11 protein-coding genes, 1 rRNA gene and 1 pseudogene are annotated in these 13,530 nt (G+C 68.0%); 3 read left to right on the top strand and 10 right to left on the bottom strand.

Going from position 1 to position 13,530, the window contains the following annotated elements; translation table 11 throughout:
- Window positions 1–121 precede the first annotated feature (121 nt).
- A complete protein-coding gene (locus ABZ942_RS35435; protein WP_357389914.1) occupies window positions 122–1,066 on the bottom strand; it encodes a copper transporter in 945 nt (314 codons plus the stop codon).
- Between the two features lie 13 nt (window positions 1,067–1,079).
- A complete protein-coding gene (gene steA / locus ABZ942_RS35430) occupies window positions 1,080–2,294 on the bottom strand; it encodes a putative cytokinetic ring protein SteA (RefSeq protein ID WP_357389912.1) in 1,215 nt (404 codons plus the stop codon).
- 821 nt (window positions 2,295–3,115) lie between these two features.
- Here steA and ABZ942_RS35425 point away from each other — a divergent pair.
- Window positions 3,116–3,880 (top strand): M23 family metallopeptidase, encoded by a 765-nt coding sequence (locus tag ABZ942_RS35425; protein ID WP_357389910.1) that lies wholly within the window; start codon window positions 3,116–3,118, stop codon window positions 3,878–3,880.
- A gap of 214 nt (window positions 3,881–4,094) precedes the next feature.
- Complete coding sequence (locus ABZ942_RS35420; RefSeq protein WP_357389908.1) at window positions 4,095–4,514, top strand: SRPBCC family protein; 420 nt, start codon at window positions 4,095–4,097, stop codon at window positions 4,512–4,514.
- A gap of 278 nt (window positions 4,515–4,792) precedes the next feature.
- Here ABZ942_RS35420 and recN read toward each other — a convergent pair whose 3' ends face one another.
- The 6 genes from recN to ABZ942_RS35390 all read right to left on the bottom strand — a co-directional run bounded on the left by recN (window position 4,793) and on the right by ABZ942_RS35390 (window position 10,237).
- Window positions 4,793–6,568 (bottom strand): DNA repair protein RecN, encoded by a 1,776-nt coding sequence (gene recN / locus ABZ942_RS35415; RefSeq protein ID WP_357389906.1) that lies wholly within the window; start codon window positions 6,566–6,568, stop codon window positions 4,793–4,795.
- Window positions 6,562–7,536 carry an NAD kinase gene (locus tag ABZ942_RS35410; protein ID WP_357389904.1) on the bottom strand — a complete coding sequence of 325 codons (975 nt, stop codon included), beginning with the start codon at window positions 7,534–7,536 and terminating at the stop codon, window positions 6,562–6,564. The genes recN and ABZ942_RS35410 overlap by 7 nt, the downstream gene beginning before the upstream one ends.
- A complete protein-coding gene (locus ABZ942_RS35405) occupies window positions 7,533–8,354 on the bottom strand; it encodes a TlyA family RNA methyltransferase (protein ID WP_357389902.1) in 822 nt (273 codons plus the stop codon). The genes ABZ942_RS35410 and ABZ942_RS35405 overlap by 4 nt, the downstream gene beginning before the upstream one ends.
- A gap of 1 nt (window position 8,355) precedes the next feature.
- Complete coding sequence (locus ABZ942_RS35400) at window positions 8,356–8,664, bottom strand: hypothetical protein (RefSeq protein ID WP_357389900.1); 309 nt, start codon at window positions 8,662–8,664, stop codon at window positions 8,356–8,358.
- A gap of 13 nt (window positions 8,665–8,677) precedes the next feature.
- Entirely contained in the window at window positions 8,678–9,613 is a 936-nt protein-coding gene (locus ABZ942_RS35395) for an HAD-IIA family hydrolase (RefSeq protein ID WP_357390522.1), read from the bottom strand.
- Window positions 9,614–9,922: 309 nt separating this feature from the next.
- Window positions 9,923–10,237 (bottom strand): hypothetical protein, encoded by a 315-nt coding sequence (locus ABZ942_RS35390; protein ID WP_357389898.1) that lies wholly within the window; start codon window positions 10,235–10,237, stop codon window positions 9,923–9,925.
- 589 nt (window positions 10,238–10,826) lie between these two features.
- Here ABZ942_RS35390 and ABZ942_RS35385 point away from each other — a divergent pair.
- A complete protein-coding gene (locus tag ABZ942_RS35385) occupies window positions 10,827–11,375 on the top strand; it encodes a DUF1062 domain-containing protein (protein WP_357389896.1) in 549 nt (182 codons plus the stop codon).
- A 59-nt stretch (window positions 11,376–11,434) separates the two neighbouring features.
- Here ABZ942_RS35385 and ABZ942_RS35380 read toward each other — a convergent pair.
- Together ABZ942_RS35380 and rrf are read right to left on the bottom strand one after the other, a co-directional pair.
- Window positions 11,435–12,253: pseudogene (locus ABZ942_RS35380) on the bottom strand (hypothetical protein); the annotation flags it as partial.
- A 1,186-nt stretch (window positions 12,254–13,439) separates the two neighbouring features.
- Window positions 13,440–13,530 (bottom strand): 5S ribosomal RNA (gene rrf, locus ABZ942_RS35375); the annotation flags it as partial.

Genomic DNA, 13,530 nt, shown 5'->3' with positions numbered 1-13,530 from the left:
CGCGCCTGCGGCGCATGCGCTTCGACCGCTCGGACGCGAGACGGGCCGCGACCGGCGCTCGCAGAACTCGCGCGTTGTGGTCGGGTGGGATTTGAGCGGCACTACTTTCGTGCACAAGCGTCTATCGCGGTGCGGAAGCGAGTGTGAGGGAGGTCGCCTTCTCGCCGGTGCCGTATCGGCCGGTGCCACCGTTCAGTTGCTCGCTCAGGGCGAGGACTGTGGTGACGCGGCCGATTTCGCGGTCGAGGTTGTCGACGGTGCTGACAGACGTGGCGAGGGGGCCGTCGGAGCGGACGATGGCGAGTGGTCCCGGGTTCTCGGCTGCGCCGGAGCGTCCGGCGAGGACGACGCCTGCGCCGCGTCCGCGCAGGGCGCCCGCGAAGCGTGCGATGTTGGCGCCCTGACTGTTCTCGCCGGACTTTGCCCCGTTGCCGGTGATGACGACTGCGGACTGGGCCGGGCGCACCGGGGTGTCGCCGTAGGCGAGGAAGCCGCCGCCGCGCAGCGTTTCCAGCACCAGGCCGAGTTCCTGTGGGGTGCCGCGGGTTTGCCCGTTGGCCGGATCGAGCAGCACGACCAGGCCGAGCAGGTCGCCGGCCATGCTGCCCTGATCGACTGCGCCGGTGCGCAATTGGGCGCCGGCCGGGATGACGTTGGTGACCGTGGTGCGCATCCGGTCCCCCTCGGTGGCGTCGACGAACGCGTCGGTGAGCGAGATGCGGCCGGTGATGGTGGCGCCGGAGGTTTCCAGGGACTTGGTCACGCCCTCGATGTCGGCGGGATCGGCGTCGGGGGTGGTGAACACCGCGACGGTGCGATCGGCCAGGGTGCCGCCGAGGATGCGGCCGGCGGAACCTGCGATGAAGCGGTCGGCCGAGTTGAGCTGATCGGTGAGTCGCCGGTTCTGGTCCGACACCGTGTCGACCTGTTGGCGCAGATCCGTTTTGTCCGCGCGTAGCCCCGACAGCAGATCCGCCGCCAGCGTCTGCGAGCCGAGCACCACGCCGATGGCGAGGGCCAGGAAGATCGCCACGATCGACACGGCGTGCTGGCGTAACGAGATCATCGTTCTCCCTTGGTCATTTGTCGCCCGCGCCGACCAGGCCCTGCGCCCACAGCGCGAACCGGTCCCAGGTGTCGGTGGCCCAGGCCATGGCGTCGGTGCCGGTGTTGGAGGCGAGCAGCACCACGATCACCGCGATCAGGGCGGCCAGCACCACCAGCGCGATGCCGATGCCGGAGACCCGGTTTCGGTACAGCGTGGCGACGGCCTTGGCGTCCATCAGCTTGGTGCCGAGCTTGAGGCGGGTGAGGAAGGTCGCCGGGTTGCTCTCCCGGCGGCTGCGGTCGAAGAAGTCGTCGAGGGTGGCGGCTGCGCCCGCGGTGACGATCAGCGACGCGCCGTGATGGTGTGCCAGCAGCAGCGCCAGGTCGGCGGGTGCGCCGGAGGACGGGAAGGTGGTCGCGCCGATGCCGAGATCCTGGATGCGTTCCAGGCCCTTGGCGTGGCCGTCGGTGTCGGCGGGCAGGATCACCTCGGCGCCGCATTTCAAGGTGGCGGAGGTGATCTCGTCCGGGTCGCCGACGATGAGGTCGGGGCGGTAGCCCTGCTTCATCAGGGTGTCCGCGCCGCGGCCGACGCCGACCATGATCGGCACGTACTCCTTGATGAACGGCTTGAGCCGCTTGAGGTCCTCGGCATGATCGGGGCCGTCGGCCACCACGACCACGTGCCGGTGCTTCATCGACAGTTCCAGCTCCGGCACGCCGATGCCGTCGATCAGCAGCGCGCTCTCGGTGCGGATGAACTCGATGGTGTTGCCCGCGAACGCCTCGAGATGGTCGGCCAGGCCGTTGCGGGCCTCGATCATCCGCTCGGCGATGTCGGAATCGGTGAGCTCGATGCCCTCGACCAGGACCTCGGGCTCCTTCTTGATCACCTTGTCGGCATAGACGACGCCCTCGTCGATGCGGACCTTGACGCCGTCCTTGATCTTGCTGAACGCGTCCGAGCTCACCGTGTCCAGCAGCAGGATGTTGTTCGCCACCAGCACTTCCGGGCCCAGGTTGGGATAGCGGCCGGAGATCGACGGCGAGGTGTTGATCACCGCGACCACCCCCGCCTCGACCAGCCGATCGGCGGTGAGCCGATCCAGGTCCATCTCGTCGAGCACCACGACATCGCCTGGTCCGACCCGTTTCAGCAGGCGCCGGGTGTTGCGATCCACCCGGGCTATCCCGGAGAGGCCGGGCAGCGTTTCGGTGTTCCTCGACAACAACGCCAGCATCTTCATGGCCCCGATGCTGCCCGCAAACCCTCAACCGTTGGTGGAGGCGCGCCGTCGGCCTACCACATACATCACTGTGACAACAGTGACACGACACACGACACGCGGAAGAACTCGGTACGGCGTGTCAAACGTGGCGGGCGTCACATAATGGCCGCTATCTCGCGCGCCCGGCGAGCAGGACCGCTACCGTTTCGTTACCGTCGACCAGCCCCGACGACAGCTCGACGAGACGTGACAAAGGACGACCGCGTGATGTGCCTCGAAATAGCCAGGGAGACCGGGCTTTTGCGCCGAAGACCAGACATTTCTCCGATTTCGCCAGGTTCTGGACATTGCCGACAAATGCGGTCGATTCGATGAGCAGGCACCGGACTCTCGATGCCGATCGGCGATTTGTGGCCGATCGGCGCGATTCAGACGGCGATCAGCAAAGTTATAGCTACTCATCGGCTCGGGCGGATTCGTGGCCGCCGCTGGATGACTCGTGGTCGCCAGACGAGCAGTGGGCAGCCGAGGATCAGTGGGCGCCGGATGATCAGTGGACACGGCCCGCGGACCAGTGGCCGTCGGTCGATGATCAGCGGGCACGGTCGAGCGATCGGCGGCCGTCAGCGGATCAACGGACACGGCAAGGCAATTCGTGGCCGTCCACGAATCGACGGACTCGGCCGGGCAATTCCTGGCCGTCCACCGATCAGCGGACGCGCCCTCGCGATTCGTGGCCGTCCGCCGATCAACCACCGCTGCCCGACAATTCGTGGCAGGCCGAGGAGCAGTGGGCGCAGTCGAGTGACGACTGGGCGCGATCGGCCGGCCCGCGACCGGTGGCAGATCCGCAGCCAACCCCGGTCGCCGACCTGCCGGTTCGGCCCAAGCGCCGCGGCGGCAAGCACCGGATGCCGGCACCGCCCGCCGCACTGAAGGGCCGCGCCGCCATCGTCGCGGTTGCCGCCGGTGCGCTCGTCGCCGCCGGCCAGAACTTGTCGACCAGCAATGACAAGCCGCCCGTGGAAGCCGTGGCCCCGATGGCGCTGGGCCAACCACAGGCGCAGACCGTCGAACCGCCCGCCGCCGAACCGGGGCTGCTCGACGAGGGACCCGCCGACCTGGACCAATTCAGCGACATCCTCAGCAACGGCAGCAAGGTCGCCGACGAAATATCCGCGGAGGCCGCCGCGAAACTGCGCCCGCTGTTCATGAAGTTCACCTCCGGCACCTTCACCTCCGGCTACGGAATGCGCTGGGGCGCACTGCACCCCGGCGTGGACGTCGCCGCACCCATCGGCACCCCGATCGTCGCGGTGGAGGACGGCACCGTCATCAGCTCGGGACCGGCCGAGGGCTTCGGCATGTGGGTGCGACTACTCGGCGACGACGGCACCATCACCGTGTACGGCCACATCAACACCTCGCTGGTCAACGTCGGCCAGCGCGTCATGGCAGGCGACCAGATCGCCACCGTCGGCAACCGCGGCGAGGCCACCGGCCCGCACTGCCACTTCGAGGTCTGGCTCAACGGCACCAACCGCATCGACCCGCTCCCCTGGCTCGCCACCCGCGGCATCAGCCTCGGCCAAGAGCGCGACTGACTCGTACCGTCCTCCGCACGCGGTCAACGGCGGCATGCCCGCGAGGTAGTCGGCGACGCGCCTGGTCCTCCGCCGCGCGCCCGAAGTCGGCCTGGCGCGAAGTTGACGACGATGCGTCGGGGCAACTGTCTGTGACACCGGTTACATCGGCTCATCGCTCTCCAAGGTGATACCTATATGCTGCCCGTCACAGGTAACTCGAAGAGGAGACCCCATGGCCAGCACGACTGTCGACGCCGTCATCGCCGCCCCGCGCGATGTGGTGTATCGGCTCTTCGCCGACCGCGAGAGCATCAGCCCGTACCTTCCGATCCAGGTCAAGCTGACCAAGCCCGGGCTCACCGAGCGCGAAGGAGTCGGCGCGCAGCATCTGCTCGGCGTCGGCCCGGTCGGCGTCACCGAGGAGATCACCAAGCTGGTGCCCGGTGAGCGGATGGAATACAAGATCGTCAAGGGTGCCCCGGTGAAGCGGCACGTCGGTGTGGTCACCTTCACCGACGCCGATAACGGCACGCTCGTCTCCTACACCATGGAGTCCGAGCCCAGCCTCCCCGTGCCCGCCAAGGTCCTCGAGTTCGGCCTGAAGAACTTGATCACCCAGTTCATCAAGGCCGCCCAGAAGGCCGTGCGTTAGACCCACAGAGGATGCACACGTCTCACAAAGAGTTCAGCCCCTGTGAGACGTGTGGACGGCCTGTGAGTCAGGCGGTAGACCGTGAGCTCGGTGGCGCGTGGTGCGGCAGGAGTTGATCGCAGGCGGCCGCAGCTGTGCGGGCTGGATATCAACAACGAACCGCCGCACAGCTTCTGATATTCCGCACGCGGACTCGCCGCCCTGACACGCGCGCGTATGTCAGAAGCCGTGCGGCTGGCGGGTGTCCGATGGCAAAGGGCCTGCTGCTGCGGGACGGGCTAGACGGTGGTGCCGGACTTTTCGGCGCGGGCGAGGTCCAGGAGTTCCTCGGCGTGGGCTCGTCCGGTTTCGGTGTCGTCCAAACCGGCCAGCATGCGGGCCAATTCGATGACGCGCTCGTCCTTGGTCAGGGCGTGCACGCCGCTGTTGACCTTGCCCTTGCCGTCGTCGGACTTGTCGACCACCAGGTGGGTGTCGGCGAAGGCGGCGACCTGGGGCAGGTGGGTAACCACGATGACCTGGTGGGTGCGGGCGAGACGAGCCAGCCTGCGGCCGATCTCGACCGCCGCGCGGCCGCCGACGCCCGCGTCGACCTCGTCGAACACCATGGTCGCGCCGTGATCGGAGCTGGCCAGCACGACCTCGAGGGCGAGCATCACCCGGGAAAGCTCACCGCCGGATGCGCTCTTGCTCAACGGAAGTGACTGCGCACCCGAGTGCGCGGACAACCGGAACTCCACCTCGTCGATGCCGGAAGACCCGGCGTGCACGTCTTTCCCGTCGATGGTCAGCGGTGCGGAGTCCTGCGGTCCCGCGGGCATCGGGCGCACCTCGACCTCGAGCCTTGCCTTCCCCATCGCCAGACCGCCCAACTCGGCGCTCACCGCCGACCCGAGCTTGCCCGCGGCCTTCTTGCGCGCGGCACTCAGCTTGCGCGCCGCCTCCCGGACCCGCTCGGCCGCGATATCGACCTCGGCGGCCAACGCGGCCAGGGTTTCCTCGGAGACATCGAGCGAGCCGAGCTTGATGCGGGCGTCGTCGGCCCAGGCGATCACGCCGTCGATGTCGGGCGCGTACTTGCGCGTCAGCGACTTGAGCTCGGCCTGGCGGGTAAGCAGCGAGTCGAGGGCGCCGGGATCGGACGGCAGATCCGACAGGTAGCCGCTGAGTTCAGTGGTCAGATCCACCACCACCGCGATGGCCTCGCCGAGCCGGGGACCGAGCGCGGTCAGCGCGGGATCGTCGGCCGAGTCGATCCGGGCGAGCGCGGCACCGAGCAATTCCAGTGCGCCCGAACCCTCTTCGGGCGAATCGACGGGTCCGGCGAGCGCGTCGTGCGCGGTCGTCGCGCCCTCGCGCAGCGAATCGAGATCGCTGAGCCTGCGCACCTCGTCGACGATGCGCACATCCTCGCCGGGTTCCGGTGCGATGGCGTCGATTTCGGACAGCGAATGCTGCAGCCGGTCCGCCTCCTGCGCCAATTCCCTACTGCGCGCGGTCCGTTCGAGCAGTTCGGTGCGGGCATCCAGCCAGGAGCGGCGATGCACACCGTATTTGCGCAGCAGTGGCCCGACGGTCTCGACGGCGAACTGGTCCAGCGCGGACAACTGCTGATCGGGGCGCTGCAACCGCAACTGATCGTTCTGGCCGTGCACCGTGAGCAGCGGCGCGGTGAAATCGGCGAGCACCGAAGCCGGTACGCCGCGCCCACCCAGATGCGCACGGGAACGACCGTCGCTGCCGACCGTGCGGATCGCGATGATGCTGCCGTCGTCATCCGGTACGGCCGCAGCCGATTCCAGCACCTGCGCCACTTCCCCGCGAGCGGCGTCGTTCACGTCATCGACGGTGAATCGGCCCTCCACCACCGCCCGCTCGGCACCGAGCCGAACCCGGCCCGCATCGGCCCTGGCACCGCTCAGCAGGTGCAGGCTGGTGACCACCATGGTCTTGCCCGCACCGGTCTCGCCGGTAAGAACAGTGAGACCCTCATGGAATTGCGCAGTGGCCGTAGATATAACGCCAAGGCCATCAATCCTGATCTCTGTCAGCACTGGTCCTCACCCACCCCGCCGGCTGCCGTCCCCGGGCTGCTCTCCGTTCGCCGTCGGCCACGCCAGCCTGTCACGGGCAATTGGAACTTGCGCACCATCCGGTCCGCGAACGGCGCGGAATCCAGCCGCACCCACTGCACCGGTTGGGCGCCGCGCACGGCCTCCAACCGGCCGCCGCGCGGCAGCTCGATGCTGCGCCTGCCATCCAGGAAAACTATCGCATCGTGTCCGGTCGCCACGCATTCCACTGCGATCCGCGAGGCCGGGCTGGTCACCAGCGGCCGCGCGAACAACGCGTGCGCGTTGCTCGGAACCACCAGCAGCGCTTCGAGTTCCGGCCACACCACCGGGCCGCCAGCGGAAAACGCGTACGCGGTGGAACCGGTGGGGGTGGAGATCAGGATGCCGTCGCAGCCGAACGACGACACCGGCCGTCCGTCCACCTCCAGCACCAGCTCCAGCACGCCTGTGCGCGAGGCGTTTTCGATGCTGCCCTCGTTGAGCGCCCAGCCGGTCTGCACCACCACGTCGTCCACCCGGACGGTGAAGTCGATGGTCATCCGCTGTTCGATGCGGTAGTCGCCGCGAACCACGTGTGCCAGTGCGTCATCCAGGTTCTCCGCCTCGGCCTCGGTCAGAAACCCGATGCGGCCCAGGTTGATTCCCAGCACCGGCACCCCGGCCGGGCGGGCCAGTTCGGCGGCGCGCAGGAAGGTGCCGTCACCACCGAGCACCAGCACCATCTCGCAGCCGACCGCGGCCTGCGGACCGTGCTCGACCACCCGCACCGGATAGCCGCCCGGCTCGGCCTCGAACCGGGTATCGACGGCCTCGTCGGCCAGCACCCGCAGGCAGATGCCCGCATCCGCGAAGATCTTCGCCACCCGATGGGCGGTCTCGATGATCTCCGCCCGGCCCGGATGCGCCACCAGCAGGATCTCCCGGCCACCGGACCTGGTCGCGTTCACTGTGGACCCTCCTCAACCGCACGCTCGACGAGAGCAGCGACTCGCTCACCGTCGTCTTCCGGCTGCCCGTCCTTGCGCAGCCATACGAAGTATTCGACATTGCCCGACGGGCCCGGCAACGGGCTCGCCACAACGGCCTCCGTGCGCAGGCCGAGCGCCGCGGCCGCGGTCGCGACATCGCGGACCGCCTCGGCGCGCAGCGCCGGGTCCCGCACCACGCCACCGGTGCCGACGCGGTCCTTGCCGACCTCGAACTGGGGTTTCACCATCGGCAGCAGATCACCGCCCGGCGCGGTGCACGCGGCCAGCGCGGGCAGCACCAGGCCGAGGGAGATGAAGGACAGGTCACCGACGACCAGTTCGACTGTGCCGCCGATGGTTTCGGTGGTGATGTTGCGCACGTTGGTGCGATCGACCACCCGCACCCGATCGTCGTTCTGCAGCCGCCAGATCAGCTGGCCGTAGCCGACATCCACCGCGATCACCTCGCGGGCCTCGCGCGACAGCAGCACATCGGTGAAACCGCCGGTCGACGCGCCCGCGTCGAGGCACCGCTTGCCCGCGATGGCGAGTCCGGCGGGCTCGAAGGCCTCCAGTGCGCCCAGCAGCTTGTGTGCGCCGCGAGATGCCCAGGACACCTCGTCGGGCTGCTCACGAACCAGCAGCGGTGTGCCCGCCTCGACGGCGGTCGCCGGCTTCACGGCGACCGTTCCAGCTATCAGGACGCGACCGGCCCCGATCAGCTCGACCGCGTGTTCCCGCGATCTCGCCAATCCGCGGCGAACCAGTTCGGCGTCCACGCGCGCGCGTCTGGCCACCTCAGATCTTGTCCACCGTGGCCAGCGCCTGCACGAGCACGTCGTGCGCCTGCTCCAGGATGCGGGCGCGGCGGGTGATATCCGTGCCGGTTTCGGCGCCCTCGGCCGCGGTGGGTGAGCCGGGCCAGCTGGTGCGCGTCGCGAGTTCGGTGAGCAGGCCGTCGATCTCGCTGCGGATGCGCTCCGGGTCGGCCGGCTCCGGACGCCCTGGTCCGCCAGGCAGATGCTGGCCGGGCAACGGAGCCCCCGGGCGGGGGCCGTTCGCGCCGGGCATACCGGGGCCGGTGGGGCGAGGCATGGGAGTAGTCATCGTGGCGTCAACGCTATCGGATTTCCGCACCAGACGCGCGCACCGTCACGGCTCGTCCCGGGTTGCGCCGCAACCGGTCGGCCAGGTCCGCGGCGAGGTCACTCGGGTCGACGTCCGTTTCGGCGGGTATCGGCGGATAGTTCAGCGCGTCCAGTGACTCGGCGACGTAGGTGGGGATGGACTCGGCGGCGGCGTCTTTCAGCTCGTCGAGGGTGCTGACGCCGGTCAGGACCAGCAGTGATTCGAGGCCGACGGTGTTCGCCCCTTCGATGTCGGTGTCGAGCCGGTCGCCGACGACCAGGGCACTGCGGGTTCCGGCACGCACGAGGGCGTCTTCGAGCAGGGGCGCATAGGGCTTTCCCGCGACGATCGGTTCCCGATCGGAGGCGGTGCGCAGGGCCGCGACCATCGACCCGTTGCCCGGCGCGAGGCCACGCTCGTTCGGCAGGGTTTTGTCGGTATTGGCTGCAACCCACAGTGCGTCCGCGCGCAGGGCGTAAGCCGCTTCGGCGAGGTCGGCCCAGCAGGTTTGCGGTGAATGTCCTTGTACGACAGCGGCAGGCGGGGTGTCGTCGAAACGACGGATCGGGTGCAAGCCCACCGCGGTCACCTCGGCGGCCAGATCATCGGAGCCGATGATCAACACGGTCGCACCCGGCTCCAGCCGTTCGGCCAACAGCCGCGCGGCAGCCTGCGCGCTCGTCACCACTTCATCAGTGGTCGCGCGGAAACCAAGCTCCGCCAGGTGCGCGGCAACGGTCTGCGGTGCCCTGCTGGCGTTATTGGTGACGTACATGAGCCGCTGCACGGCCCCATCGTCGGCCAACGCCTCCGGCGCACCCTCGATCACCGCGTCACCGCGATACAGGGTGCCATCCAGATCCAGCAACAAGGCTTCGTACCGATCTCGTAGCCGCTCCCTACGCGCCGACTTATCCAAAGTCTCCAACTCCGGCACCCCGCATGTTCCTCATGTCTTCCATTTCGTTGCCCTGTACAGCGCCGAACTCGGTATCCGCCGGACGCCCGCCACCACACCGAGGCGGTGGCCTTCGGCCGGTCCGGGACATCCGAACACTACGCCAGCAGTCCGACAGGAAACGCATGGCACCGACTCCCCCACGGGCTCACATCCGCCGCAGCACGCAACATCTGGCGCTCCGCCACAGCACCGGGGGTGCCTGACGACAAACGGGACATGAGGGCGGCTCCTCTCACGATTCGCCGCCCTCATGTCCCGCTGGACATGTCTCGTGTATTAGCCGGTGACGCAGTTGCCTGCGCCGTCGGCCTTGCCTGCCTTCGGCGACATGATGCCGGGGACGGAGCAGTCCGTGTCCTTCGGCATCGGGACGAACTGGACGACGTCTTCACCGGGCTTGTGGCAGGTCGCCTTGGCGGAGACGCCGCCGGGCAGGTTGATGCTCTCGGTGTATTCGAAGCCCGCGTCGGCGCAGGCCTTCTTGGCCTGCTCGCCGTAGTTGGACGGCTCCGCGTTGGCCGAAACGGCGCCCATCGCGGTCAACGCCGCGGCGGCCAAGCCGACGAAAACAGTGGCCCGAACACTACTCATCGTGCATCTCCTTGAAATCAGACAGTCTCGTAATGTATCCCCGACCCATACCGCGTCACCGACCCGAAGTCAGCACACCCGTAGCGATTTCGCGCCACGAACACTACGCGGTCCGACCAACCATAGTTGGGCATTCCGCCGAAGAGATCAACGGGCACAACGAATCCCGGTGAGTGGCCCGGCAATCCAGCAGACTGGTCAGCACGCTTCGCCGGCGGGCTCGAAAACCGGTGGAACAAGAGCCGGCGTGCGAGATTACCGTGCTGCCGAACCAAGCCCGCTAGTGCCGCGTCCAGAATGCTCAGCGCGATATCGACCGAAGGCGCCCTTCATCGCGTCCAACCAACCACAGGGCGCCCTCGGTCGAGATAGATGCTGACGCTGCTCACCGACCGAAGGTGCCCTTCATCTCCTCAGTCCGACCCAAGGGCGCCTTCGGTCGGGGTTCATAGTTCAACGTATCGAGACGCGGCGCCGGCCAAGGACATTCCGCTGTACACCCTGTGAGACCTCCCCGGCACTGAAGCGTCGCGCATGTGCGCCGCGCCGCTCTGTACTGCCCACCTCTCACTGAAACCGGTGTACTTCTATGCTCAAAACCCGGGTGGTCGTGCCCACCTGCCTGCCGCTCGTTCGCCGCCGCTGCCACGCGTGCGCGGCGGAACGCTTCCGGGCAAGCGGCAAATTTCGGGTCAATGCTAACCCCAAGCTCATCGACGCCTGGCTCCTCGCGCTCGGTACCGCGTGTGGGGAGACCACGACGCTCACGGTGCTGGAACGGACGAACGTGCGCGCCGTACGACCTGAGCTGCTGAATCGGCTGCATGACAACGATTCTGGCCTGACAGCTGAACTGCTCCAGGATCCGATCGTGCAGCGCCGCAATCACATCGCCCTCGACTGGGATAACTCCTGGCGCCTCGACGCTGGCGAATCGGATCAGTCGGCGGACGAGGCGGTCGACGTCTCGGTCGACTTTGCGGCGCGGATCCCGGTCCGGCCGGTGCGACTGATCGCCGAAGGCTTCGGCCTTTCGCAGGCCGAGGTGGAGAGATTGCTCGCCGGGGGCGATCTCGTTTCCGCAATCCGGCTGAGCGGCAAGCTATCCGGCGACTTCACCTTCACGCTCGAGCACTGAGCCATCCTCGTGACCAGGGCCTGTCCGGCAAGATCCACCGGACAGGCCCTGGTCACGGGCTACAGCTCGAGGTCGTCGGCGGGGTGAGTGCCGCCGGTGAGTTCCTCGGCGCGTTCTTCTGCGTCGGTTTCGCCGTCGAGGTCGGCGGAGGCCGCGTTGAGGAACCAGGTCAGGCCCTCGTCGGTGCGGCCTGCGGCGACGAGAGCGTCGGCGTAGGCATAGAACAGGCGCGCGGCCGCAGAGCCGGTGCGCGACGGGTCCAGTTCGGACGTCTGCAGCGTGACGACGGCCTGGTCGTATTCGCCGAGGTCCATGCGAGCGCCGGCGACCACGATGCGCAATTCGGTGGCCTCGTCGCCGGTGAGGGCACGGGCCTCGTCGCTGCGGCCGAGTTCGATGGCGCGTTCCGGGCGACCGAGGCCGCGTTCGCAGTCGGCCATGACCGCGAGCAGACCGGAGCCGCCGGACATGCGGCGGGCGGTACGCAGCTCGGAGAGCGCTTCGGCCCATTCGCCCGCGTGGTAAGCGGTGACGCCCGCGGTTTCGCGGACCACGGCGATGCGGCCCGCACGTTGCCGAGCGGCACGGGCGTGTGCGAGGGCCAGGCGTGGATCGTCGTCGATCAGCTTCGCGGCCATCACCAGATGACGTGCCACAGCTTCCGCGTTCGACTTGTCCAGGCTCAGCAGGTCGCGACGGACAGCGGGCTCCAAGTCGGCCGGCTGCACGTCATCGGGAAGATCCGGCTCCTCGGGACGCGGCGGACGCCGATCCTGCGACCGATCACCACCCACACCACTGCGAGCACCTTCGCCCCCACGACGCCGATCATCCGGCCCGTTCCCCCGCGAATCGCCGCCGCGATCAAACCCGCCACGACCAGAATCGCCGCCACGCTTGAAACCACCACGATCACCGGAGTCGGAACGGCCACCGGAATCGCCACCACGATTGAAGCCGCCACGGTCACCGGAGCCACCACTGCGATTAAAACCGCCCCGATCACCCGAGTCACTACTGCGATTAAAGCCGCCACGATCACCTGAGCCACCACTGCGGTTGAAACCACCGTCACGGCTGGAGCCGCTACGGTCGCCCGAACCACTGCCGCGATTGAAACCGCCACGGTCACTGGAACTTCCACGGCTGGAATCGCCGCGACCGGTCGAATCGCCGCCGCGCTTGAAGCCACCGCGGTCCCCCGAAGTGCTGTCGCGGTTAGAGCTGCCGCGCTCGTTGGAGCTGCCACTGCGGTTGAAGCCACCGCGACTGCCCGAATCGCCGCCGCGATTGAACCCACCACGGTCACTGGAGCCACCGCTGCGGTTGAAACCGCCACGATCACCCGAGTCATTGCCGCGGTTGAAACCGCCACGATCGCTGGAACTTCCACGGCTGGAATCGCCGCTACGTTTGAAACCACTGCGCTCGCCGGAGGAACTGTCACGGTTAGAGCTGCCGCGCTCGTTGGAGCTGCCACTGCGGTTGAAGCCGCCGCGGCCGCCCGAATCGCTGCTGCGGTTGAAACCACCGCGCTCGCCACCGCTGCGGTTGTCCGAGTCGCCACCGCGGTTGGAGCTGCCGGAATCGCCACGGTTGTTGAAGCCGCCGCGGTCGCCTGCGTTACCGCGCGAGCTCGAATCTCCGCTGCGGTTGAAGCCGCCGCGCTCGCCGGAGCTGGGACGGTCGCTGGAATTGCCGCGCTGGCCGAATCCACTGCCGCCGGCGTCGCCGCGGCGGTCCGAACCGCCGGAGCTGGAGTCGTTATTGCGTTTGAAGCCGCCGCGCTGGCCGCTTTCGCGGTCGGGGCGGTTCTTGGCGGAGTCGTTGCCACCGCTGCCCTGAGCTGGGCGATCGGATCCCTCGCCGCGCGGGGAGGACTTCCGGTCGTCGTTCTGTTCCGACACGGTGATCCCTTTCTGAGGTCCGCAAGAGTGGTCGGGGCCCCACAAATTCAATCACGTGTCTTGGTGGGGGCCTGACACGGCAACGTCGTTTCAGCACGATGAAGTGCTGAAACGACGATAGGGGACCCAGAATCTGGGTCCCCTATCGCGAAGGATGTTCCGGCGGTGTCCTACTCTCCCACACCCTGTCGAGTGCAGTACCATCGGCGCTGGCAGGCTTAGCTTCCGGGTTCGGAATGGGACCGGGC

It is taken from the genome of Nocardia sp. NPDC046473 (assembly GCF_040645995.1).
In the GTDB taxonomy this organism is placed as follows: domain Bacteria; phylum Actinomycetota; class Actinomycetes; order Mycobacteriales; family Mycobacteriaceae; genus Nocardia.
Note: the sequence above shows the minus strand (reverse complement) of the source record. Positions and strands in the feature narration are given on the sequence as shown.